Origin of the sequence: Roseobacter sp. HKCCA2468 (assembly GCF_037805105.1) — a bacterium.
Taxonomy (GTDB): domain Bacteria; phylum Pseudomonadota; class Alphaproteobacteria; order Rhodobacterales; family Rhodobacteraceae; genus M30B80.
Window position 1 is genome coordinate 130,276 of sequence record NZ_JBBLYN010000003.1, and the last position, 24,110, is coordinate 154,385.

24 protein-coding genes and 1 pseudogene are annotated in these 24,110 nt (G+C 56.5%); 17 read left to right on the forward strand and 8 right to left on the reverse strand.

The annotated features are described in order from the left end of the window. Positions 1-71: 71 nt before the first annotated feature. From murJ to AAC620_RS09245, 3 genes are read right to left on the reverse strand one after another with little or no spacing between them, the layout of a single operon-like run. A complete protein-coding gene (gene murJ / locus AAC620_RS09235) occupies positions 72-1,649 on the reverse strand; it encodes a murein biosynthesis integral membrane protein MurJ (RefSeq protein WP_340244471.1) in 1,578 nt (525 codons plus the stop codon). A 5-nt stretch (positions 1,650-1,654) separates the two neighbouring features. Then, positions 1,655-4,480 (reverse strand): [protein-PII] uridylyltransferase, encoded by a 2,826-nt coding sequence (locus AAC620_RS09240; RefSeq protein ID WP_340244663.1) that lies wholly within the window; start codon positions 4,478-4,480, stop codon positions 1,655-1,657. Beyond that, the gene (locus AAC620_RS09245) at positions 4,443-5,558 is read right to left on the reverse strand and encodes an ABC transporter substrate-binding protein (RefSeq protein ID WP_340244472.1); all 1,116 of its coding nucleotides are present in this window, start codon (positions 5,556-5,558) and stop codon (positions 4,443-4,445) included. The genes AAC620_RS09240 and AAC620_RS09245 overlap by 38 nt, the downstream gene beginning before the upstream one ends. A gap of 142 nt (positions 5,559-5,700) precedes the next feature. Here AAC620_RS09245 and rsmI point away from each other — a divergent pair, with 142 nt between their 5' ends. The 3 genes from rsmI to gshB all read left to right on the forward strand — a co-directional run bounded on the left by rsmI (position 5,701) and on the right by gshB (position 7,970). Continuing rightward, the gene (gene rsmI, locus AAC620_RS09250) at positions 5,701-6,597 is read left to right on the forward strand and encodes a 16S rRNA (cytidine(1402)-2'-O)-methyltransferase (RefSeq protein WP_340244474.1); all 897 of its coding nucleotides are present in this window, start codon (positions 5,701-5,703) and stop codon (positions 6,595-6,597) included. Then, the gene (locus AAC620_RS09255; RefSeq protein WP_340244476.1) at positions 6,594-6,947 is read left to right on the forward strand and encodes a YraN family protein; all 354 of its coding nucleotides are present in this window, start codon (positions 6,594-6,596) and stop codon (positions 6,945-6,947) included. Before rsmI ends, AAC620_RS09255 begins: the two co-directional genes overlap by 4 nt. Before the next feature lie 78 nt (positions 6,948-7,025). After that, positions 7,026-7,970, forward strand: a complete 945-nt coding sequence (gshB, locus tag AAC620_RS09260) for a glutathione synthase (protein WP_317655676.1) — start codon at positions 7,026-7,028, stop codon at positions 7,968-7,970. Here gshB and AAC620_RS09265 read toward each other — a convergent pair. The 4 genes and pseudogenes from AAC620_RS09265 to cobU all read right to left on the reverse strand — a co-directional run bounded on the left by AAC620_RS09265 (position 7,967) and on the right by cobU (position 11,462). After that, positions 7,967-9,508 (reverse strand): annotated as a pseudogene (locus AAC620_RS09265) (YifB family Mg chelatase-like AAA ATPase). The gene gshB and the pseudogene AAC620_RS09265 sit on opposite strands and share 4 nt — an antisense overlap. A 41-nt stretch (positions 9,509-9,549) precedes the next feature. After that, a complete protein-coding gene (locus AAC620_RS09270) occupies positions 9,550-10,233 on the reverse strand; it encodes a glutathione S-transferase (protein WP_340244477.1) in 684 nt (227 codons plus the stop codon). 33 nt (positions 10,234-10,266) lie between these two features. Continuing rightward, positions 10,267-10,842: a histidine phosphatase family protein gene (locus AAC620_RS09275; RefSeq protein WP_340244478.1), complete on the reverse strand. Its 576-nt coding sequence runs from the start codon at positions 10,840-10,842 to the stop codon at positions 10,267-10,269. After that, complete coding sequence (gene cobU / locus AAC620_RS09280) at positions 10,842-11,462, reverse strand: bifunctional adenosylcobinamide kinase/adenosylcobinamide-phosphate guanylyltransferase (protein WP_340244479.1); 621 nt, start codon at positions 11,460-11,462, stop codon at positions 10,842-10,844. The genes AAC620_RS09275 and cobU overlap by 1 nt, the downstream gene beginning before the upstream one ends. Before the next feature lie 38 nt (positions 11,463-11,500). Here cobU and AAC620_RS09285 point away from each other — a divergent pair, with 38 nt between their 5' ends. Next, complete coding sequence (locus AAC620_RS09285; RefSeq protein WP_340244480.1) at positions 11,501-12,382, forward strand: RNA polymerase factor sigma-32; 882 nt, start codon at positions 11,501-11,503, stop codon at positions 12,380-12,382. Positions 12,383-12,505: 123 nt separating this feature from the next. Here the strand turns inward: AAC620_RS09285 and AAC620_RS09290 are convergent, their stop codons facing one another. Continuing rightward, entirely contained in the window at positions 12,506-13,189 is a 684-nt protein-coding gene (locus tag AAC620_RS09290; protein ID WP_340244481.1) for a rhomboid family intramembrane serine protease, read from the reverse strand. 116 nt (positions 13,190-13,305) lie between these two features. Here AAC620_RS09290 and trpS point away from each other — a divergent pair, with 116 nt between their 5' ends. The 13 genes from trpS to AAC620_RS09355 all read left to right on the forward strand — a co-directional run bounded on the left by trpS (position 13,306) and on the right by AAC620_RS09355 (position 24,066). Then, a complete protein-coding gene (trpS, locus tag AAC620_RS09295) occupies positions 13,306-14,328 on the forward strand; it encodes a tryptophan--tRNA ligase (protein ID WP_340244483.1) in 1,023 nt (340 codons plus the stop codon). Between the two features lie 93 nt (positions 14,329-14,421). Then, positions 14,422-14,904, forward strand: coding sequence for a VOC family protein (locus tag AAC620_RS09300; RefSeq protein WP_340244485.1), 483 nt, complete (start codon positions 14,422-14,424; stop codon positions 14,902-14,904). A gap of 177 nt (positions 14,905-15,081) precedes the next feature. Next, a complete protein-coding gene (locus AAC620_RS09305; protein WP_340244487.1) occupies positions 15,082-15,237 on the forward strand; it encodes a hypothetical protein in 156 nt (51 codons plus the stop codon). Positions 15,238-15,271: 34 nt separating this feature from the next. Next, the gene (locus AAC620_RS09310; protein ID WP_340244489.1) at positions 15,272-16,141 is read left to right on the forward strand and encodes a branched-chain amino acid aminotransferase; all 870 of its coding nucleotides are present in this window, start codon (positions 15,272-15,274) and stop codon (positions 16,139-16,141) included. 73 nt (positions 16,142-16,214) lie between these two features. Beyond that, complete coding sequence (locus AAC620_RS09315; RefSeq protein ID WP_317655687.1) at positions 16,215-16,670, forward strand: universal stress protein; 456 nt, start codon at positions 16,215-16,217, stop codon at positions 16,668-16,670. An 88-nt stretch (positions 16,671-16,758) separates the two neighbouring features. Beyond that, complete coding sequence (locus AAC620_RS09320; RefSeq protein ID WP_340244492.1) at positions 16,759-17,322, forward strand: NifU family protein; 564 nt, start codon at positions 16,759-16,761, stop codon at positions 17,320-17,322. 6 nt (positions 17,323-17,328) lie between these two features. Beyond that, the gene (tsaB, locus tag AAC620_RS09325) at positions 17,329-17,973 is read left to right on the forward strand and encodes a tRNA (adenosine(37)-N6)-threonylcarbamoyltransferase complex dimerization subunit type 1 TsaB (RefSeq protein ID WP_340244494.1); all 645 of its coding nucleotides are present in this window, start codon (positions 17,329-17,331) and stop codon (positions 17,971-17,973) included. Beyond that, entirely contained in the window at positions 17,970-18,392 is a 423-nt protein-coding gene (gene rimI, locus AAC620_RS09330; protein WP_340244496.1) for a ribosomal protein S18-alanine N-acetyltransferase, read from the forward strand. Before tsaB ends, rimI begins: the two co-directional genes overlap by 4 nt. A gap of 179 nt (positions 18,393-18,571) precedes the next feature. Beyond that, positions 18,572-19,579, forward strand: a complete 1,008-nt coding sequence (locus AAC620_RS09335) for a BMP family lipoprotein (protein ID WP_317655691.1) — start codon at positions 18,572-18,574, stop codon at positions 19,577-19,579. A 96-nt stretch (positions 19,580-19,675) separates the two neighbouring features. Continuing rightward, the gene (locus AAC620_RS09340) at positions 19,676-21,214 is read left to right on the forward strand and encodes an ABC transporter ATP-binding protein (RefSeq protein WP_340244498.1); all 1,539 of its coding nucleotides are present in this window, start codon (positions 19,676-19,678) and stop codon (positions 21,212-21,214) included. Further along, positions 21,214-22,314 (forward strand): ABC transporter permease, encoded by a 1,101-nt coding sequence (locus tag AAC620_RS09345; protein ID WP_340244500.1) that lies wholly within the window; start codon positions 21,214-21,216, stop codon positions 22,312-22,314. The genes AAC620_RS09340 and AAC620_RS09345 overlap by 1 nt, the downstream gene beginning before the upstream one ends. Then, positions 22,314-23,279: an ABC transporter permease gene (locus tag AAC620_RS09350; protein ID WP_340244502.1), complete on the forward strand. Its 966-nt coding sequence runs from the start codon at positions 22,314-22,316 to the stop codon at positions 23,277-23,279. Before AAC620_RS09345 ends, AAC620_RS09350 begins: the two co-directional genes overlap by 1 nt. Further along, positions 23,263-24,066 carry a purine-nucleoside phosphorylase gene (locus AAC620_RS09355; RefSeq protein WP_340244504.1) on the forward strand — a complete coding sequence of 268 codons (804 nt, stop codon included), beginning with the start codon at positions 23,263-23,265 and terminating at the stop codon, positions 24,064-24,066. The genes AAC620_RS09350 and AAC620_RS09355 overlap by 17 nt, the downstream gene beginning before the upstream one ends. Positions 24,067-24,110: the final 44 nt, after the last annotated feature.

Here is a 24,110-nt window from a genome sequence, read left to right on the forward strand (position 1 = left end):
ATCTCACCTTTTCGCCTGTTCTGTTGCGAAACCTATGTGGCGCGGCGGCGTGGGGCAATGGGAAATGCCCCTCACGCGGCCCCTTTGCGGCGCAGCGCGCCCAGAATTTCTCCGAATGAAAAGGCGCCAAACAGGCGACCAAAAAGGGCATAGGCCCCCGCGCCAACTGCAATCAGCCCCGCAAGCGCGAGATAGCGCACGCCCCCCCCCTCAAGAACGGGGGCAAGGATCAATCCCGCACCATAAAGCACCGCCCCCATCGCAATGGCCGCCCCCGCAATGCGTGGAATGCGCGCGAGATACCGCGCATCATAGGCAGCGACATCACCATAGGTCTTTGCACCGCGGCGCAGCTGATAGGCCATGACCCATGCAGAGATGGTGGTGGCCAATGCGGCCGCAATATAGCCGATGAAAAAGGCAAGCCCGATGGCGAGAGCGGCATTTATGACCATTGCCACCAAGGCATAGTGAAATGGGCGCTTGGTATCCTCGCGCGCGTAAAACACGGGCTGCCAGATTTTCTGAAGAACAAAGGCAGGCAACCCTGCCCCGTAAATCGCCACCGCCCAAGCCGTGGCGATCGTGTCTTGGCCCTCAAAGGCCCCACGCTCGAACAAGACCGAGACCAAAGGCACTGGGATAACCATCAACGCAACCGCGGCAGGAATGGTCAGGGTCATCCCAATCTCAGCCGCACGCGATAAGGCCTGCCGCCCCCCTGCATCATCGCCGGCCCGCAAGCGGCGCGAGAGATCTGGCAACAACACAATCCCGATTGCGATCCCAACCACACCGAGCGGCAATTGATATAGCCTGTCGGCATAAGACAACCATGCAATCGCCCCGTCAAAGAAGCTTGCAACCTGACGCCCCACCAAAAGATTGACCTGCACCACCCCGCCTGCAAGCATGGCAGGCCCTGCCACAACGGCCAGTCGGCGCAGATCAGGCGTGAATTTCGGCCAAGTTGGGCGGATGACCAACCCTGCGCGTGCAGCCGCCCCCCACACCAAAACCAGTTGCGCCACGCCCGCCACGGGCACCCCCCAAGACAGGGCCAGCCCGATCATGCGCGCGGCTTCGGGGCTGTCCGTGGCACTCTGCGCGCCAAAGATTAGCGCCGAGACAAGGATCACATTCAACAGCACAGGCGCCGCAGCAGCAGCCGCAAAGCGCCCCGCCGCATTCAACATGCCCGAAATCAACGCCGCCAGTGAGATCAGCAAAATATAGGCGAAACAGATACGGCCAAATTCCACCGCGATCCCAAAGCGGGGATCATCGGCAAAGCCCGATGCCATCGCCAAAACCAACCAAGGCATGGCAATCTGCGCAAGCAAGGTGAAGCCAATCAGAAACACAGCGAGCATGGATAATGCATTGCGCGCAAATGGCATCGCATCGCCGCCGCCTTCGAGTTTTTTGGAAAAAATCGGCACAAAGGCCGTGTTCATTGCACCCTCAGCAAAAAAGCGGCGGAACATATTTGGCAAAGAAAACGCCACCAAAAACGCCTCGGCCACGCCGCCCGCACCAAGATAGCGGGCAATCAGAATATCGCGCAGAAATCCCAAGACGCGGCTGACCAATGTCCAACCGCCGACAGTGAGAAAGCCAAAGCCCAATCTGATTTGCGGGGCCGCCACAGCCGCTAGACCCCTGCCCGCTCGGCCACGCGCGCGATGGCATCGCGCAACTTGCGCTCCAACACATCTTGGCGGGATTTGGAGTGGAGTTTGAGACCAAACATATCTTTCACGTAAAACACATCTACCACCTGAACACCAAAGGTCGCGATCATCGCACTGGCAATATAAATATTATTCGCGGCCAAAGTCTTGGTCAGATCATATAGCAGACCAGGGCGGTCGCGTGTATCCACTTCGATGATGGTGTAGATTTCCGACCCGTCATTATCGAAGGTGATATTGGTCGCCACGTTAAACGTGCGCTCGCGCTTTTTGATCTTGTCGCGCCCCTCAAACGCTTTTGAGGCTACAACCTCGCCCTTTAGGGTTTTGTCGATCATCGAAGTCAGACGCGGCAGGCGGGCATCCTCATAGGGGTTGCCATCAGCATCTTGAACCCAGAACACGGCAGTCGCATAGCCATCTTTCGAGGTATAGGTGCGGGCATCGACCACATTCGCGCCCACCAGTGACAGGGCGCCAGAAAGGCGGCTAAAGATGCCTGGGTGATCCACAAGCGCAAAGCAGACGCGGGTCGCATCGCGGTCAGTATCACGCTGTGTGTCAATCCGAATTTCATCATCCCGAAGGCCAAGCAGCATATTGGCAAAGATAATCTGGCTGGCCAGATCAAGCCCTTGCCAATAGGGGCCATAATGGCGGTCTATTTCAGTTTTAAGATCCGCCTTGGGCCAAGTTGCCAAGGCATCGCGCAGGGCCTTTTTGCCCTCGCTTTCCAACTTGTCGCGGTTAAGATCCTCAAGACCCGTTTCCAAGGCTTCAGCCGTGGCGCGATAGAGGCCGCGCAACAGCGTGGCTTTCCAGTTGTTCCACGTGTCAGGCCCAACCCCGCGAATATCGCAAACTGTCAAAACAGTCAGTAAATCCAGACGCTGCCGCGTTTTTACCAGCTTGGCGAAATCCCGCACTGTGCGGGGATCTGCAATGTCGCGTTTTTGGGCCATGTCCGACATCAACAGGTGATAGCGCACGAGCCATTCGACTGTTTCAGTCTCATCGGGTTTGAGGCCCAAGCGCGGGCAGAGTGCACGCGCAATCCGCGCGCCCAAAATCGAATGATCTTCTTTCCTGCCCTTGCCAATGTCATGCAGCAAACAGGCCACATAAAGCACTTTGCGGTTCACCCCACGCTTCAAAATACCAGATGCAATCGGCAATTCCTCGACCAATTCGCCCCGTTCTATCTGCGCAAGGGTAGAGACAACTTGGATCGTATGCTCGTCCACAGTGTAGCTGTGATACATATTGAATTGCATCATCGCCACGATGGCCGCGAAATCAGGGATGAATGCGCCCAAGAACCCCAATTCATTCATCCGCCGCAAGGCGCGTTCGGGATTGCCTTGTTTCAAAAGCAAATCAAGGAAAATGCGGTTCGCCTCTTTGTCGCGGCGCATTGCTGTGTCAATGAGGTGCAAATTGGCCGAGATCATCCGCATTGCATCAGGGTGCAGAAGATAGCCTGTGCGCAACGCCTCCTCAAAAATGCGTAATAGATTGATCTTATCGGCCAAAAACGCCTTTTCATTTTCGACAGTCAGACGATTTTGTTTCAGCGCATAGCCGTCTTTGAGTTTCTTTTTGCGGCTGCGCCCGCGCAAAAATCCCAAGATCATCGGTTCGCTTTTGGCGTGACTGGCCTCAAGCGCGGTCAAAAAGATGCGGGTCAATTCGCCTACACGGGTGGCATGGCGGAAATAATCCTGCATGAAATGCTCAACCGCGCGGCGGCCTGAGTGATCAGCATATTGCATCCGTTCCGCGACCTGAACTTGCAAATCGAAGCTCAAACCATCCTGCGCGCGGCCTGCAATTGCGTGCAAATGACAGCGCACCGACCACAAGAAGCGTTCGGCCGCATCAAACGCGTCAAATTCTTCACGGCTGAACACCTTGAGGGCGACCAGATCTTCGGCCCGCGCCACGCCATGCTGATATTTCGCAATCCAATAGAGCGTCTGCAAATCGCGCAGACCGCCCTTCCCCTCTTTTACATTCGGCTCCAGCATGTAGCGTTGGCCACCTTGCTTTTTGTGGCGGCTAACCCGTTCTTCAAGCTTGGCTTCGATGAATTCGGAGAGGCTGCCCTCAAACAAATCTTTGCGCAGTGCCGTCTTGAGCTTGGCCGATAATTCGGCATTGCCCGTCAAGTGGCGCATCTCCAACAAGGCCGTGCGGATTGTAAAATCCTCGCGCCCCAGACGCAGACAATCTTTGATGTTGCGGGTGGCGTGGCCCACTTTCAGCTTAAGATCCCAAAGCATGTAGAGACTAGATTCAATCACGCTTTCGACCCAACCTGTGCTTTTCCATGGGGTCAAAAACAGAAGATCAACATCCGAGAACGGGGCCATCTCGCCACGCCCATAGCCGCCAACCGCCAAGATCGCCATCCTCTCCCCCTCGGTCGGGGTGGGATTGGGGTGCAAGCGTGTAGATGAGACACGCAGCACCTGCTGCACCAACCCATCGGTCAGATGGACATAGGCGCGGGTCACACGGCGTGCGGTCAGGGGATTTTCCGCAAAGGCCGCATCAATGGCAGATCGACCCTTTGCTTGGGCATCTTGCAAGATCGCCACGACCGCCGCGCGAATTTTGGCAGGATCGCTGAGATCAGATATCGCGCCATCAATTGCCGCCGTCACGGCCTGTGCGTCAAAAATATCTTCAGCGGGACAAATCAATTGCCCCGCAGCAGATGGGATGACCGAAAGGCGTGGGTTCTGCTCAGAATCCAGCGCCGAGGGTTCTTGGGGCGGGGTCAACAAGGATGATCTGCCTGTCTTGCAAAGTCACTAGGGCAAGGCCGCGTTCAATAGAGCCATCGGGTAGCAATCGGAATACGCCGTTCGCGCCTGCAAAGCCAGAGCCTGATGCAAAATCCACACCGCCCAAACGGCCCGTGCGACCCACGGTGTCAATCACAGCGCGCATCCCGTCATAGGCTAAGGGCGCAAGGTTATGGGGGGCTTGCTGATAGGCCAATTGATAGCGGGTGCGGAACGCACTTTCGGCATTGGGATCGGGCAGGACAAACCACCCGCCTTGCAAGCCACGAATTTCCAAGGTCTGCGCAGGGATATCCCAACGGGTCAGACCAATGATTTTGGTGGCCTCAGTGTCAAAGCCATTATCTGGCAAGAGCTGACCGAAAAGCGGCAAAGCCCCTGAGGCGTCCGCAGTCAAAATCATCGCATTTGCGCCAGTTTGTGAGACCATTGCCTCAACCTCAGGCAAGGCAGCCACAACGCCAGTCTGACTGAACTCATAGGCGATTTCACCCACAACAGTGGCACCTGAGGCCGCCGCCGCACGGCGCACTGCATCACGCGCCACTTCACCCGCCAAATTGCGCGCATGCACCACCATGATGCGATCACGGCCATTCCCCGCCGCATAGGACACCATCCGCGCGGCGGCATTGTCGTAAGTCAGGCCAAGCACAAACAGATTGCGCCCTGCAATGCTGGCATTGTTCGAGAAACTAAGAACCGAGACATTGGTATTCGCCACGGCCACACCAACCGCCGCCGCCGCGTCCGAGCGCAATGGCCCAAGGATCACATCCGCCCCTTCTGCCACCGCCTGCTGTGCCACAGCTGCGGCCGTGCCTGCATCGGCTTGCGTTGGATAAACCACCAATTCGATTTGCGTGCCAACGGCCTCGGCGGCGGCGAGGCGCGCGGCGTTTTCAAGGCTACTGGCCAGAAGGTCGTCTCCTGCATTGGGCGAACCATAGGGCAGCAGCATCGCAACGCGCACAGATTGCCCGACCTGTGGCCCCGTCCCCATCGTGGCCTGACAGGCCGATAGCACCGCGCCAAAGAGCAAAAGCAAACTCAACCGCAATAACTTGCGAAATCTTGTCAAAGCAGGGATCATAGTGATCTCTCCCAGTGGGGCCAATTTGCACAAACCTTAGCCAGTCCTGTCCGCCAAGTAAACGCTCGCAATGGACAGACCGCGCAGATATGTAAGTGAGCTGATGCGAAACGACACAGAAAACGGGCGCGAATTTGCCTACACCCCCCGCGACAGCAAACTGGCCGCAGGTTTATATTTTGTCGCAACCCCGATTGGCAGCGCGCGCGACATCACCTTGCGCGGTTTAGACATCCTTGCCACCTGCGATGTCATCGCCGCAGAAGACACGCGCACCTTGCGCCATTTGATGGAAATCCATGGGGTGGCGCTGAATGGCCGCGCAGTCTTGCCCTATCACGATCATAACGGCGCAGAGATGCGGCCAAGGATCATGTCCCTTTTGACCGAAGGAAAATCCGTGGCCTATGCATCAGAGGCAGGGACGCCGTTGGTGGCCGACCCTGGTTTTGCCTTGGGGCGTGCTGCCATTGCGGATGGGCATATGGTCACCACCGCACCGGGCGCATCCGCCTCATTGGCCGCACTGACCGTGTCGGGCTTGCCCAGTGACCGCTTTCTTTTTGCGGGCTTCCCACCCCCAAAATCGGGGGAACGGCGCAAATTTCTGCAAGATTTGGATCAGACCCAAGCAACACTGATCTTATACGAAAGCCCGAAGCGCATTCATAAATTGTTAAACGAGATGGCCGAGATTTGGAGCCAAGATCGCCAGATCGCTCTGTGCCGCGAATTGACCAAGAAATTTGAAGAGGTCATTCGCGGATCGCTTGCAGATGTGATTGCGGCGATCGAAGGTCGAGCATTGAAAGGTGAGATCGTGCTTGTCATTGACCGCGCGGAAAAGCAGGCCGCTGATGAGGCCACCGTGATTGCGGCGCTTCGGGCGCGACTTAAGACTGCACGGCTGAAAGAGGCTGCGGCACAGGTGGCAACCGAACTGGGCCTGCCGAAACGCGATGTTTATCAACTAGGTCTGTCCTTGGACGCGGATCCGTGAGCGGGAAAACCGCCTATCTTGCGGGGCTGTCCGCCGAGGATCAGGTGGCGCGGCTCTATGAAACCCATGGCTATCACTTGCGGGCGCGGCGATGGCGCGGGCGGGGCGGCGAGATAGATCTGATCTTCGAAAAATCAGGCGAAATAACTTTTGTGGAAGTTAAAAAATCGCGGGATTTTGACACCGCTGCATCACGGGTCAGCCCCGCACAAAGGGCGCGCATCCTACAGACAGGTGATGAGTATTTGGGTCCTTGTCCCATGGGCCTTGCGACCCCTTGCCGTTATGATCTCGCAGCCCTCAACCAGATCGGACAGGTTCACATCATCGCGAATGCGTTTCTCGAATAGCCTGCCTCACATGAATTGGGCATTGCGTCCCCCCCTGCCAAAGGCCATGAAAGGGTTGGTATAGTTACGGGGTGAGACATGGCACTCAAAGTCGCAATTCAGATGGATCCAATCGCGCCGATTAACATTGACGCGGATAGCACGTTTCGCGTGGGGCTAGAGGCACAGGCGCGGGGGCATGAGCTGTTTTACTACACTCCCGACCGTTTGTTTTTTGACGAGGGTCGTGTCTGCGCGCGCGGGTGGCCGATCACCTTACGCCGCGAGAAAGGGAACCACTTCACCCTTGGGGCAGAGCAGACCATCGACCTAGGCGATTGGGATGTGGTGCTTTTGCGCCAAGACCCGCCTTTTGACATGGGTTACATCACCACCACCCATCTTTTGGAACGGATTCATCCCAAAACCTTGATCGTGAATGACCCGTTTTGGGTGCGCAATTATCCTGAAAAATTGTTGGTTCTGGAATTCCCCGATTTAACCCCGCCCACTATGATCGCCCGCGATATTGGGGCTTTGCGTGAGTTTCGCGCGCGCCACGGGGATATCATCATCAAACCGCTCTACGGCAATGGTGGCGCGGGCGTGTTTCGTCTTGAGCCCACGGATCGAAACCTCAATTCCTTGCATGAGATGTTCACCTCTATCAGCCGCGAACCCCTGATTGCGCAAAAATTCTTGCCTGATGTGACGGCGGGGGACAAGCGGATCATCTTGATTGACGGCGAGCCCGTTGGGGCGATTAACCGCGTGCCTGCCGAAGGCGAAACCAGATCAAATATGCATGTTGGCGGACGGGCTGAAAAAATCGGGCTGACCGCGCGCGAACATGAGATCTGCGCCAAAATTGGCCCGCTGCTGCGCGAAAAAGGCCAGATTTTTGTGGGGATTGATGTAATCGGCGATTACCTAACCGAGATCAACGTGACCTCACCCACGGGCATTCAAGAATTAGAACGCTTTGACGGGATCAATGTCGCCGAAATCATTTGGCAAGCCATCGAGGCACGGCGTGCGGGCTAATCTTCACGCCCTGTGCTGATGCGATAACTGACCGCTTCAAGGATATGCGCCTCTTCGGTTTTGCCGGATAGAGCCAAATCCGCAATGGTGCGTCCCAGACGCAATACGCGGTGATAGCCACGCGCCGATAGTCCAAACCGCTCTGCCGCCCGTGTCATCACAGCGCGTGCAGCAGGGGTGATCTGCGCGATTTCCTCTAGCAATTTTCCTGTGGCATCGGCATTCACCCGCGCCTCCACCCCCAATCGCTCAAACCGTGCAGTTTGACGCATGCGGGCGGCAGCCACACGCGCCGCGATGATGGCGGATGTCTCCCCCGCAGGCGGGAGATCAAGATCACTAAATGCTACGGCGGGCACCTCAAGCCTGATGTCAAACCGATCCATCAGCGGGCCAGAGATCCGACCCAGATAATCAGATCCACAGATCGGCGCGCGCTAACAGGCGGCGTTTGCGTCATAAAGCTGACCACAGCGGCAGGGGTTTGCCGCCGCCACAAGCAAGAACCTGCACGGGTAGCTGACATGAGCATTTGCGCGCGCCACATGAACATCACCCGTCTCAATGGGTTGGCGCAAAGTTTCTAGAACGGGGCGCGGATATTCAGGGAACTCATCTAAAAACAGAACCCCGTTATGCGCCAAGCTGATCTCGCCCGGTTTCGCATGCCGTCCACCCCCGACAAGTGCCGCCATTGAGGCCGTATGATGGGGCGCGCGAAAAGGCCGATCCCGCGAAATGCCACCCTCATCCAAAAGCCCTGCGATGGAATGGATCATCGAAGTTTCCAAGGCTTCGGACGCGCTGAGTTGCGGCAAGATGGTGGACATTCGACTGGCCAACATCGACTTCCCCGATCCCGGTGGGCCAATCATCAAGACATGATGGCGCCCTGCGGCGGCGATCTCTAGCGCGCGCTTGGCGCGCTCTTGTCCACGCACCTCAGAGAAACAGGTGGTGTGATCCCCACCCCGCACCTCACCCGGTTCTGCGGGCAAAAGGGGGCGCTTGTCGTTGAGGTGCGCAATCATTTGCGCCAAATCGCGCGCGGCGAATACGGCCGTTGCCCCGACCCATGCCGCTTCTGCGCCACATGCGGCGGGGCAGAGCAAAACCCGCCCATCCTCGCCTGCGGCCAGCGCGGCGGGTAAGCTGCCCAACACAGGCAGAAGCCTGCCATCGAGCGACAACTCCCCCAAAGCCAACGCTTCCTCACTGCGATCTTTTGGGATCACGCCAAGTGCGGCCAAAAGCGCCAAGGCAATCGGCAAATCGTAATGCGCCCCTTCCTTGGGGTGGTCTGCGGGGCACAGATTTATCGTGATCCGGCGGGCAGGAAGGGCAATCGCCATATGTGTCAGAGCGGTGCGGACACGCTCCTTTGCTTCGGTTACGGCCTTGTCGGGCAAGCCCACGATGTTGAATTGCGGCGTGCCAGCCGTGACCGCGCATTGCACCTCAACGCGCCGCGCCTCCAACCCCTCAAAGCTGACGGTGTGGATCGTGGCAAGCGAAGATGGGTTGGGCGCGTCAAACATAGGCCGCAGCATAGGCGGCACATGGTTAGCGGATGGTTAATTCAAATCTGCTGCGGAAACAGCCGCCGCTCAAGCGGGGCCATGTCATAAACAGACACCTCTTCATCCTGTGCAAGACCCGCCTCGCGCCACTCTTGGATTACAGGCCGGGCAAGAATTGCATTTACATAGGCCCGCAGGCGCGCGCTGACGGGCAGACCATAGCCTGCAATGCGAATGGCGACAGGTGCATAAAATGCATCCGCCACCGTAGGCCCGCCAAATAGGAAAGGCCCGCACGATTTTTCAAGCGCCGCGCCCAAACGGGCCTCTAGGCGCGCAAGATCGGCCATCACCGCGTCACTGGGAACGAAATCGGCCCAAGCCGTGCGTAGATTCATCGGGCACCCATTGCGTAAGGCGCCAAAGCCCGCATGCATTTCAGCGATAAGATTTTGCGCCTCAGCCCGCGCAGCATCATCCTGGGGCAACAGACCATGTCGCGGGAAAGCCTCGCTCAAATGCCACGCAATGGACAGGCTATCGCGTAAGATAGTGCCGTTTTCCGTGGCCACGGCAGGCACGCTTGACCCGCCGCCAAAGGCACGAACCTGTGCAGCAAAGTCGGGGCTGTAGATCACGGCCTCTTCGAGGGTCACGGGAATATCGAAAAGCGCAAAGCACAGATACCCCCGAAGTGACCAACTGGAATAGGATCGTTGCCCGATCAAAAGCCTGTATGCCATGCCTCACCCCATCCTGTGCCAAGGACACCACCGCTAGGGGCAATATCCGATTCTCACAACAGACCATTTGCCTTCTCTCTGGTGAAATTCAGTGACCGAGAGAGTGGGGATGGTATGGGCATAAGCCTGATATGCGCTTAGCCCTGAATGGCGCGCGATTTGCGTTAGGATTGCGCCGAAATGGCATGTAAAGATCACATCTTGATCAGGGTGCTGCGCCAGAACGCGATCAGACGCGCGGCTCACCCGCGCCATGACGATCGCCCAACTTTCCCCGTTGGGCGGGCAGATGTCTTCCCCCCCCTCCCAAAAGGCGCGCGAAAGTTCAGGATCAGATTGGCTAACCGCATCAAACCCCTGCCCCTCCCATTCGCCAAAATGAAATTCGCGCAGATCAGGCTCATGATGCAGGCGCAGGCGCGGCGATAGCGCATCTGCAGTGGCCTTAGCACGGATGAGGTCAGAGGAAATCATCACGGCCTGTGCGGGAAGATAGGCGTCAAGCCGCGCGATTTGCGCGTGATCGCTGAGATCAGCAGGAACATCACGCCACCCTGTGATCACCTTGGCATGGGTCGGCCCATGACGCAGCCAAAAGGCACGGCGCATCACCCCTGCCCCTTTGGCAACTGCCCTTTGAGGACGAGAGGCAGACCTGCGGCCACCATCACCACAAGATCCGCTGCCGCAGCGATGGCTTGGTTCAATTCCCCTTGATCCTGACGAAAGGCCCGCGAGAGAGGATGATCCGGCACAACGCCCATTCCAAGCTCGTTCGAAATAATGACAACAGGGGCCGAGCAAGCGGCGATGGCGCGGGCCAGCGCCGCCCATTCAGCCCGCCAGTCCCGTTTAGCCATACCCAAATTGGCCAACCACAGCGTGGCGCAATCAATCAACACGGCCTCGCTTTTGTGTAGTTGCGTCAGAGCCGCAGGTATATCGGTCGGCACTTCGACTGTGCGCCACTGGGCCGCCGCACGCGCGGATTTATGCTTGGCGATTTTGACTTCCATCTCGGCATCATGGGCCTGTGCTGTCGCGAGATAAACGGGCGACAGCCCCGTGTTCAGCACCAAATCCTCGCCAAAGCGCGACTTGCCAGACGCCGCACCGCCAAAAACCAATGTCAAACCCGCCAAACCCGTCAAAAGAAATTCCTCACCAAAAGTGATCCATTCATCATGCTGCCGCGTAACACCAATAGAACCGCACAAGATGCGGAACAAGACACTGCCAAAAATGATACGCCAACAGGGGGTGCGTTATGGCTTTGGACATGGGTGGAGAAAAAGCGCTTTCGCGCCGTGCGATGAAAGCGGAACTGTTAGACGCAGAGACGGAATTGCGGCTGGCCTATGCTTGGCGCGATCATCGCGATGAGGAAGCCTTGCACCGTCTGGTGACGGCCTATATGCGCCTTGCGATTTCCATGGCCGCGAAATTCAAACGCTACGGCGCGCCGATGAATGACCTGATCCAAGAGGCGGGTCTGGGCTTGATGAAGGCGGCAGATAAATTTGACCCTGATCGTGGCGTGCGGTTTTCAACCTATGCCGTGTGGTGGATCAAGGCATCTATCCAAGATTACGTGATGCGCAATTGGTCAATGGTGCGCACGGGGTCTACCTCGAGCCAAAAATCACTTTTCTTCAACATGCGCCGCGTTCAGACGCGCATCGAACGCGAGGCAATGGCCGCAGGCCAAAACCTCGACAAGCATCAATTGTTGCAGATGATCGCCACAGAGGTCGGCGTGCCGCTGCATGATGTTGAGATGATGGAAGGTCGCCTTGCAGGGTCTGATTATTCTTTGAACGCCACGCAATCCGTTGAGGATGAAGGGCGCGAATGGATCGACACGCTTGAGGATGACAGCGAACAGGCTGCAGATTTGGTTGAGCAGGCCCGCGACCGCGCGCAACTGCGGGAATGGTTGTTGAATGCCTTATCATCATTGAACGAGCGTGAGCGGTTCATTGTGCGCGAACGCAAATTGCGGGATGAGCCGCGCACATTGGAATCGTTGGGCGAAGAACTGGGCCTGTCCAAGGAACGTGTGCGCCAACTTGAGGCTGCCGCATTTGCAAAGATGCGCAAATCCCTTGAGGCGCAATCGCATGAGGTGACAGCATTTCTCGCGGGTTAATCCTTCACGCGCCGCTTATGGTGATTTTTGGTTTGGCCATCTTGGCCATGACCACGAACACCCCGCAAGCGGTGCTAACAACATCCCCGATTGAGCCAATAATCGTGGCTGCCGCCCGCTAGATTAGCGTTTGCGAAGGCGTTGCAAAAGCAAGGCCCACCCCCCTGGGATCAAGACAAACGACAGGGCAAATCCTGTCACAAATCCCGAAAGATCAGAGACCACGCTGCCCCAATCGCCTTGCAAAAAAGCGAATAAGATTTGAATGCCCAAAAGCATTGCAATCAGGGAAAAAGCACGCATCGGATTGTCGCCTGTCCGACCCATATTGGCCCAGAGTATGAAGGTGAAGGCACCGATCAGAGCATAGACACCCGGGTACCCGCCGATCAGGGGATAGGTGCTGTTTAACAGGCCCACAAAGGCCAAAGCCCCGATGATGGAACCCGCAAAGAACAGAACCAAGATCGACAGCCCTGAGAAAACCTGTGACACCATTTTGCCAATGGCCAGTATGAACACGCTGACGAACACGGCATGGATAAATCCGCCATGGATCAGCGGGTAGGTCACAAGACGCATCAGATCATTTGCGGGATAGCTGTTATTGGCAAACATCCAAGCGGCAATTTCGTGGAACACGCCATAATCCCGCACCGCGGCCATGCGCCACCCAATCCCACCTGACCCGCCCAAAAGCCCAGCAGTGGCCAGCTGAAACATCACCTCAAGGCCGAAGATCACCACAGCCAAACCAAGAACGACTGGGTGAAGGTCGTTGAACAGGCTATTATTCTCTTGATCCATGGCTGCACCTTCGGTTGACCTTGTTGCGCCTCGTGGGTAAGCGATGCGCAAGGCAAATGCCAGTATTGTGGAATGATTTTCTTCTGGCATCCAATCACAACCGCAATAGGTCACCAATGGCTGAGACAAAATTCACACCACGCGTCTTTTCAGGCATCCAACCTTCGGGCGGGCTGACCCTTGGGAATTACTTGGGCGCGATGAAGCGTTTTGTAGATATGCAAGAGGCAGGCGGATTTCAGACCATCTATTGCATGGTGGACATGCACGCGATTACCGTTTGGCAGAACCCAAGTGACCTTACGAAAAACACCCGCGAGCTTTGTGCGGGCTTCATTGCCGCAGGGATTGATCCAGAAAAATCCATCCTCTTCAATCAGAGCCAAGTGCCTGAACATGCGCAGCTTGGGTGGTTGTTTAATTGCGTGGCCCGCATGGGATGGATGGGCCGCATGACCCAATGGAAGGACAAAGCGGGGAAAAACGCCGAAAACGCCTCGCTGGGGTTATTCGCATATCCCGCGCTGATGGCCGCCGATATTTTGGTCTATCACGCCACCCACGTGCCAGTCGGCGAAGATCAAAAACAACATTTGGAACTGACCCGCGACATAGCGGCCAAGTTCAACCATGATTTTGGGGTCGACTTCTTCCCGATCGCTGAGCCCGTGATTGAAGGGGCGGCAACACGGGTTATGAGCCTAAAAGACGGCACCAAAAAGATGTCGAAATCTGACCCCGCAGATGCAAGTCGGATCAATATGACCGATGATGCGGATGCGATTTCCAAGAAAATCCGCAAGGCAAAGACCGACCCTGATCCGCTGCCGGATGCATTGGCCGAACTGGCGGCGCGACCCGAGGCCCGCAATCTGGTCAATATCTATGCCGCTTTGGCAGAAATTGATCCGCAAGCCGTTTTGGATCAGCATCAAGGCGCGCTCTTTGGTCATTTCAAAATGGCGCTGTCTGATTTGGCTGTGGCAAAACTTGCCCCAATCTCGGCGGAAATGGCGCGCCTGATGCAGGATCAGGCCGAAATTGATCGCATTCTCGGTCGTGGTGCAGAACGTGCGCGCGAAATTGCAGCGCCGATTTTGGCGCAGGCCTATGACATTGTGGGGATGGTGCGCAGCTAGACGCCAATAGTGCATTTTTGCACAGAACCTCTGCGAAATGGTCAGTTTATGTGCGCGTGCTTTGGGGGCAGATTGCCCGCAAAGGAGAACATCATGACCTATAATGCACCTGACGCCTTGGCCATTGGCCATGTCCATCTGAAAGTCACCGATCTTGAGCGCTCTATCGCATTTTATCGCGATGTCTTGGGGTTAGAGCTGAAACAACGCTATGGCCGCCAAGCGGCATTTCTATCAGCTGGGGGATATCACCACCATATTGGCCTTAACACGTGGGAATCTGCGGGGGCTGGTCCCGCACCGCGGCGGGCGGCGGGTCTTTACCACGTGGCTTTCCTCTATCCTGACCGCAAAAGCCTTGGCCGTGCCTTGGCGAATGTGGTTGCCAAAGGCGTGCAACTTGAAGGGGCGGCGGATCATGGCGTGTCTGAGGCGCTTTATCTTTCTGACCCCGATGGCAACGGGATTGAACTCTACCGCGACCGCGCGCCTGCTGATTGGCCCCGCGATGCATCAGGCGCATTGGAGATGGTCAACGCCCCGCTTGATCTAGAGGCGCTCTTGGCTGAGGCTTGACTTTTTGCCGCAGTGCGGCGCATATTTTGCAAGCGCGGCATTAATCGCGCCGCGCTTAACACTTTCTTTGTCATACCGTTGTTAAGGTTTGCACGCATCCTAAGGCAGGGCGCTTTGGTGCCCTCAACCTCTGTTGGCTGATTTCGGTCGACGGTTCACACGAAACGGAGGTTCGACATGACTACGATATCGAAGAATGAAACACCGCAGCCGCCCAAACTGGGCGCAGCACCACAGGCGGCAAAGCCTGCTCAAGATCCGAAAGCTGGCCCAAAACCCGCGTCATCAGCGATGGAATATCAATTGGGCTTTGCGACTGGCCCAACGGGCTGAAGCGGCCTATAGGTAGCCATGAGGAGGATCACTCATGGCAACTGGCAGCAATATAAAAACCTATTTCAACGGCGCGTGGCATGATGGGGATATCCCTGTCATCCGCGCCGCTGATCATGGCGCTTGGCTTGGCTCGAATGTGTTTGACGGCGCGCGCTATGTGGACGGGCTCGCGCCAGACTTGATGGCGCATTGCGCAAGGGTCAACAGATCTGCCGAAGCGTTGATGATCACGCCCAGCCATAGCCCGAAGGCCATGTATGAAATCATTTGGGAAGGATTGGCGCGCTATCCCGTGGATGCCGCCGTATATATTCGCCCCATGTATTGGGCGCTTGATGGGGGCGAATTGGGGATATTGCCAAAGGCGGGCGCAACAGGATTTGCGATCAGCCTTGAAGAAATCCCAATGCCCGATCCGAAGAAAACCGTGCGTCTGACCACCACATCCTTCCGCCGCCCCGTCTTGGCGGATAATGTGGTCAACGCAAAAGCAGGCTGCCTATACCCCAACAATGCGCGGATGCTTCTTGAGGCGAAAACCAAGGGTTTTGACAACGCACTTGTGGCCGATGCGATGGGGAATGTTGCGGAAACCGCCACCGCAAACGTCTTTATGGTGCGCGATGGGGTGGTCTATACGCCAATTCCAAATGGCACATTTTTGGCAGGCATTACACGCGCGCGCCATATCAAAAACCTGCGCGAAAATGGCATCACGGTGGTTGAAACCGTGCTCAGTTTTGATGATTTCCGCCGCGCCGATGAGGTGTTTTTGACGGGCAACTTGCAAAAAATCACCCCCGTCAGCGCTTTTGACGAGATCACCTATGAGATTGGGCCCATCAGCTTGAAAGCGCGCGATCTCTATTGGGATTGGGCGCGCAACGAGGCGACCTCATAAAGCATCACGTGTTTGTTGTTGAAATGGCGCGTACAAATGCGCATCCTTTGACGCGGTGAGAGGGGATGGAAAGATGCGCAAGTTTCTGGTGGTTCTAGACGACACGCGTGAATGTCTTAACGCGATGCGCTTTGCCGCGATGCGGGCAGCCAACACCAAGGGTGCGGTTGAAATCCTCTCCATCATCCCACCCGAGGAATTCCAACACTGGATCGGCATTGGCGATTTGATGCGCGCCGAAGCGCGGGAACGGATTGAGGCACATTTCGAAGTATTTGCAAAATGGATGCGCGACCGACAGGGAATTGATCCCAGTCTCGCCATCCGTGAGGGGGAACCTGTCCAAGAAATTCTCGCGCATATTCACGATGATCCCAATATCGGTGTGTTGGTTCTTGGGGCAGGATCGGGCAAGGGTGGGCCTGGCCCATTGGTCACGCAATTGACGAAACAGGCCGGCAGTTTGCCCGCGCCGATCACCATTGTTCCAGGTGAGTTGACCAAAGAACAGCTTGAGCAAATCACCTGATTGCTAAGTTTTAGAACTATTCTAAAACTTGACTTATCGGGGGTGCCATATCATATCAGGCTCATGCTTGCGCGCAGGAGAAAGCCCAATGTTTATTCAAACGGAATCCACCCCGAACCCAGCCACGCTGAAGTTTTTGCCAGGGCAAACCGTTCTGGACATGGGCACAGCCGATTTTCCATCGCGCGAGACGGCGGATAAATCGCCACTTGCCGCGCGCATTTTTGCGGTTGATGGCGTAACAGCGGTATTTTTTGGCACCGATTTCGTGGCTGTGACCAAGGCCGATACAATCGAATGGGATCATATCAAGCCTGCCCTTCTTGGCGCGATTATGGAGCATTTTCAGTCTGGCGCGCCCGTGATGGGGGATGAGGGGCCCGCCGCAGGGGGCCATGCTGATCACAGCGGCGAGGATGCCGAGATCGTGGGTCAGATCAAAGAATTGCTCGACACCCGTGTGCGCCCTGCTGTGGCGCAAGATGGTGGCGACATTACCTTTCACGGCTTTGATCGTGGGGTGGTGTATCTGCATATGCAAGGGGCCTGCGCGGGCTGCCCCTCATCAACCTTGACCCTGAAAATGGGTATTGAAAATCTGTTGCGCCATTACATCCCCGAAGTGGTGGAAGTGCGCCCTGTCACGGTCTAATCCCCCTTGCTTTGCTTAGGGATAGATACATCGGCCGCGCATTGCGCGGCCGCTTTGGTAGACGGGGGCGCAGTCCTTGCTGCGCGGTTTAAACCGATGGCGAAAGGTCAGGCGGAACGCCTGATGCCTTTGGTCGATGAGATTTTCGCAGAAGCAGGCAAAACAGCCGAAGACTTGGGTGCCATTGGTGTCGGCATCGGGCCGGGCAATTTCACAGGCCTGCGCATTTCCGTCTCAGCCGCCCGTGGTCTTGCACTGGCCTTAGCGCGACCTGCGATTGGTGTCTCTGTTTTTGAGGCGCGCCGTTATGGGATCAAGGGCCCGCTCAGCGTGATCGAAGATGCCCGCCGTGATGAGGCCTATCTGCAAAGCTTTGATGATCAGGGCCGCGCAGATGAGGCGCGGCTTGTCAGCTTGAACACGCTCTCTGCTCGTGAACTGGCGCGGCAGGTCACAGGAAGTTTGGGGCCGCAAATTGCCGATGCTTATGGGCGAACCTATGTCGCCCCACCTGTCATGATTGCCACAGCAATCGCCCATATCGCCGAGGCCAAACAAGCTACAGATATGCCACTGCCGCGCCCTGCACCGCTTTACTTGCGCGCGGCGGATGCAGCCCCCGCGCGCGACTATGGGCCACGTTTGCTGTGACCCGCACCGCCGCCCAAATGGCCGCCTTACACGCCCGTGCCTTTAGCAAAGGTGGCGCGTGGACGCGCAAAGATTTTGAAGAACTTCTCGTGGCGCGCAACATGACCATCTGCCATCACGACCACGGCTTTGCCGTTTTGCGGATCGTGCCACCTGAGGCGGAGATCCTAACCATCGCGATTGACCCAAGCCATCAAGGCAAGGGATTTGGGCGCATTTTGTTGCAGGAATTGATGGCGCGTGCGCAAAAGGCGCGCGTAGAAGATATCTTTCTTGAGGTCGACAGCACCAACCATGCCGCGCGCGCCCTCTATGCATCTGCGGGGTTTGATGAGACGGGCCTACGCAAAAACTATTACCGCTACAAAAACGGCGCATTTGGTGATGCGATCCTCTTGGCAAAGACGTTTTTTTACTGATCAAAGCGGCAAGGCCTGAATTTAAGGCACATGCCATAAAGCGGTGGATAGCTGCGCGAATCTTATTGACCATTTCGCGCAAGCCCCGCTTTATAGGTGCCAATTAATAAACAGGCCCCATTGATTTCTGCCGCTTATTGGAAGCTGCAAATAGGGCTTTGCACAACAGGAGTAACACAATGACAAAATCCTCACGCGCATTGAAATCTTTGATGGGCGCTGCAGCGGGCCTCGCTTTGGGCGCGACTGGCGCCTTTGCTGATCCAGCGCTGATTTTTGACCTCGGCGGCAAGTTTGACCGCTCCTTCAACGAAGCTGCTTTTGGTGGTGCCGAAGCATGGGCCAGCGAAACAGGCGGCAGCTACCAAGAAATCGAATTGCAAAATGACGCACAGCGCGAACAAGCCCTGCGCCGCTTTGCGGAAAACGGCTCAAACCCAATCGTGATGGCAGGCTTCGCATGGGGTTCCGTGTTAGAAGTTCTCGCCCCAGAATACCCTGACACAAAATTCGTCATCATCGATGGCGTTGTCGATGCCCCAAATGTGCAATCAGTCATTTTCCGCGAGCATGAAGGCAGCTATTTGGTTGGCATGTTGGCGGCCATGGCCTCGGAAAGCGGCACTGTTGGCTTTATCGGTGGCATGGACATTCCATTGATCTCTCGTTTTGCCTGTGGCTATGCCCAAGGTGCTGTGGCGGCCAACGCAGATGTGACTGTTTTGTCCAATATGACCGGCACCACGCCTGATGCGTGGAACGATCCTGTGCGTGGTGGTGAATTGACCCGTGGTCAGATTGATCGTGGTGCTGATGTGATCTACGCAGCCGCCGGCGGCACGGGTGTGGGCGTATTGCAAACCGCAACCGATGCTGGGGTCTACTCCATCGGTGTGGACAGCAACCAAAACCACCTGCACCCTGGTTCGGTTCTGACCTCGATGCTTAAGCGTGTTGACGTTGCCGTTTATAACGCATTCAGCGCAGGCGAAAACGTTCAGCCAGGTTTGGTTGTTCTGGGCTTGGCCGAAGATGGCGTGGGCTATGCGTTGGACGAAAATAACGCGGCTTTGATCACCCCTGAAATGCAGGCGGCTGTTGATGCCGCGCGTGAGGCGATCATCGCGGGTGAGATTGCGGTTCACAACTACACCGATGACGGCAGCTGCCCCGTGCAGATGCAATAACGACACGCGCGCAATTTGCGCGTGACAGATGCGGGGGCGAAGCGGATCATACCCTCTTCGCCCCTCTCGCATTGCACCAAAAGGCAAGGACACCCTATGACCTCCGCACCCGCCATTGAATTGAGAGGGATTTCAAAATCCTTCGGGCCTGTGCAGGCCAACAAAGATATTTCTTTGACAGTTGCGCGCGGCACGATCCACGGGATTGTGGGGGAAAATGGCGCGGGCAAATCCACGCTGATGTCCATCCTTTATGGGTTTTACCGCGCAGATCGGGGTGAGATTTTCATCAATGGCCGCGCGGTCGAGATCACCGACAGCCAAGCCGCCATCGCGGCGGGTATTGGGATGGTGCACCAACATTTCAAATTGGTTGAGAATTTCACAGTTCTCGAAAATATCATCCTTGGCGCAGAGGACGGCGGGCTTTTGCACGGCTCGATTACCAAAGCCCGCAAAGCACTGGCGGATCTTTCCGAGACATATGGGCTCAAGGTTGATGGCGATGCGGTTATTGAGGATTTATCGGTCGGCCATTTGCAGCGGGTCGAAATTCTCAAACAACTGTATCGCGAAGCGGATATTTTGATTTTGGACGAGCCTACAGGGGTATTGACCCCTGCAGAAGCAGACCAACTGTTTCGGATTTTGGGTCGCCTTCGCGAAGAAGGGAAAACCATCATCCTGATCACCCATAAATTGCGCGAGATCATGGAGATTACGGATACTGTCAGCGTGATGCGCCGTGGCGAGATGACCGCCACTGTCAGAACCGCCGACACCACACCTGAGGGTTTGGCCGAACTGATGGTCGGGCGCAAAGTTCTACTGCGGGTCGAAAAAGAACCCGCGCGTGCCAAGGACATCGTGCTAGAGGTGCAAAACCTCTCTTTCGTGGATGGAAGCGGCGTGACGCGCCTGAAGGATATCAACCTAGAACTGCGTGCGGGCGAAATTCTGGGGATCGCGGGCGTGGCAGGCAATGGCCAATCCGAGCTTTTGGAGATTCTGGGCGGTATGCGCCATGCAAGCGCGGGCGCGGCCCTGTATAAATCCGCACCTCTGCCCCTATCGGGCGCCACTGCAAATGGCCGCGCGCGGCGGCAAATGGGTATTGCCCATATCCCGGAAGATCGCCAAACCGCAGGGCTGATTATGCCCTTTATGGCATGGGAAAATATTGCTTTTGGCTATCATGAACGCGCGGCCTATCAGGCGGGTGCAACCTTGATGGACAATGCCGCAATCCAAAAAGATTGCGCCGAGAAAATGGCGCAATTCGATATTCGTCCACCTGACATTATGTTGCCTGCGCGCAATTTCTCGGGCGGCAATCAACAAAAAATCGTGGTCGCGCGCGAGATGGCCCATACGCCCGATCTACTGCTGATTGGGCAGCCGACCCGCGGTGTCGATATTGGGGCGATTGAATTCATCCATCGTCAGATCATTGCCTTGCGTGATCAGGGCTGTGCCATTCTTTTGGTTTCGGTCGAATTGGACGAGATCATGGGGCTTGCCGATCGGGTCGCGGTGATGTTTGACGGCCAAATCATGGGCGAGCGCGATGCCGCCAAAACCGATGAGGCGGAACTGGGCCTGTTGATGGCAGGCCTCACAAAGGGGGCCGCGTGATGGAACGTATGCCAAAATGGGCCGATATTTTTCTGGTTCCAGTCATCAGCATTTTTTTGGCGCTGATTGTTTCAGGGCTTGTGGTCACGGCAATCGGCGAAAACCCGTTTCACGCGATGGCCGTGATGGTGCAAGGCGCGGTGGGTTCCGCTTATGGGTGGGGGTATACCCTGTTCTACGCCACCAATTTCATCTTCACGGGGCTTGCGGTGGCGGTGGCCTTTCATGCGCGCCTGTTCAATATCGGCGGTGAAGGTCAGGCCACATTGGGCGGGCTTGGGGTGGCGGTGATCTGCCTCTCTGTCGCTTGGCCCCATTGGAGTATCGCATTGCTCGCTGCAACCTTATCCGCCGCCGCCTTTGGCGCGGTTTGGGCGCTTATCCCTGCATGGTTGCAGGCCAAACGCGGCAGCCATGTGGTGATCACCACAATCATGTTTAACTTCATCGCGGCCGCTTTATTGGTTTACCTGTTGGTCAATGTGTTCCGCGTGCCTGGATCCATGGCCCCAGAAACCGCGCGCTTTGCTGAGGCTGTGCATTTGCCAAATGCCTCGCAATTCGCAGGTTTTTTAGGCTTCCGCCCCTCAACCCCGTTGAACGTGACCTTCTTTGTCGCGCTCTTGGCCGCTTTTGCGGTGTGGATTCTGATTTGGCGCACGCGACTTGGCTATGAGATCCGCGCCTTTGGTCATTCGGAACGGGCCGCGATTTATGCAGGGATTTCGCCTGTGCGGATTATCATCATCACTATGTTGATCTCGGGCGCGCTTGCAGGGCTCATGGCGATTAACTCGGTTATGGGCGAGGCTGAAAGACTGGTTATCAGCAGCGTGCAAGGCGCGGGCTTTGTGGGGATTGCCGTGGCCCTAATGGGACGCTCTCATCCGATTGGTGTTTGTTTGGCGGCCTTACTTTTTGGCGCACTCTATCAAGGCGGATCGGAATTAGAATTCGTCATCCCGGCAATCAGCCGTGAAATGATCGTGGTCATCCAAGCCTTGGTCATCTTGTTCACGGGGGCCTTGGACACGATGGTGCGTCTCCCCCTTGAGGCATTTTTTGCGCGCACGCGCACCCGTCAAGCGGGGGATATGTGATGGATTACGCAACGATCCTACAAGTTTTGGACAGCTCAATCCGTCTTGGCACCCCGCTTCTTTTGGCCTGTCTTGCGGGGCTTTACTCTGAGCGTGCAGGCGTGTTCGACATTGGCCTTGAGGGGAAAATGTTGGTCGCGGCTTTCTTCTCAGCAGCGATTGCCTTTGTGACGGGCAGTGTCTGGATTGGTCTTGCGGCGGGGATTGTCGCCTCTAGCCTGTTGGCGGCCTTGCATGGTTTGGCGTCAATCACCTTTCGCGGCAATCAGCTGATCTCAGGTGTGGCGATTAACTTCCTAGCCGCAGGCCTAACCGTGGTCATTTCGCAGACATGGTTCGCCCAAGGTGGGCGCACGCCCTCCTTGACGGGCAATGCGCGCTTTAGCGAAATCACTTTGCCCTTTACCGAAACGTTGGGACAAATCCCCTATCTCGGCCCGCTTTATGCTGAGGTGATCTCTGGTCATTCGATCTTGGTGTATGTGGCCCTAGCGCTTGTTCCCGCCACAGCGTGGCTGCTTTATGCAACGCGCTTTGGTCTGCGCTTGCGCGCAGTTGGGGAAAACCCCGCCGCCGTTGATACAGCGGGCATCTCTGTGTCCGCGATGCGCTACAGCGCAGTTTTGATCTGCGGGTTGCTCTGTGGTCTTGCGGGGGCTTATCTGGCCACTGGGCTGTCTGCGGGCTTTGTCAAAGACATGAGTGCAGGTCGAGGCTTTATCGCACTGGCGGCACTGATCTTCGCAAAATGGCGGCCATGGTATGCGCTATCCGCCTGCTTCCTGTTTGGCCTGCTCGATGCTGTTGGCAACCGCTATCAGAATATCGACATCGCAGGACTCGTGATCCCCGTCCAATTCATGCAGGCCTTGCCCTATATTCTGACAGTTGTAATTTTGGCGGGGTTCGTGGGCCGTGCAATCCCCCCCCGCGCGGGAGGCGAGCCTTATGTCAAAGAACGTTGAAGCCCTCACCAGACAGATACAATCCCTTGCAGGGGACACACCGCCTGAACTCGGCCTGATCCTTGGTTCGGGCCTTGGCCATTTGGTCGATATGGTCGAGGGGGTCAAAATCCCCTACAGCGATCTTGCGGGATTTCCCCATGCAAGCGTGTCAGGGCATTCGCCCCAACTGGCGATAGGTCAGCTTGAGGGGCGGCGCGTTCTCATTTTCGGGGGCCGTGTTCACTATTATGAACAAGGCCAAGCTGATGTAATGCGCCTGCCCCTTGAGGTGTTCAAGGCGCTTGGCGGCTCGAAACTGTTGATCACCAATGCCGCAGGTTCCCTTACGCCCGAGTGCCGCCCTGGCAATGTGATGCTGATCACTGATCATATCAATTTCTCGGGCCGCAACCCGTTGATCGGGGTCGAGGATGATGCGCGCTTTGTGCCCATGAAAGACGCCTATAACCCTATGATCCGTGACGCGTTGCGCAGGGCTGCGGTGTCCGAGGGCATAGACCTGCCAGAGGGGGTTTATGCGTGGTATTCTGGCCCCTCATTCGAAACGCCCGCCGAAATTCGCGCAATCCGCATTCTTGGCGCAGATGCAGTGGGGATGTCGACTGTGCCCGAAGTCATCTTGTGTCGCTTTTTAGGTCTTGAGGTCGCGGCGGTATCGGTCATCACAAACATGGCAGCGGGCCTGTCTGATGAAGCCATCAGCCATGCCCATACAAAGGCCATGGCCCCCTTGGGTGCGCAGAAATTCGAAAGCCTTTTGCGGCACTATCTCAAAAATGGTTAAAGAAATTTAACTTTTCCCGACTGTCTGCCTGTGCTGTAAGGGAA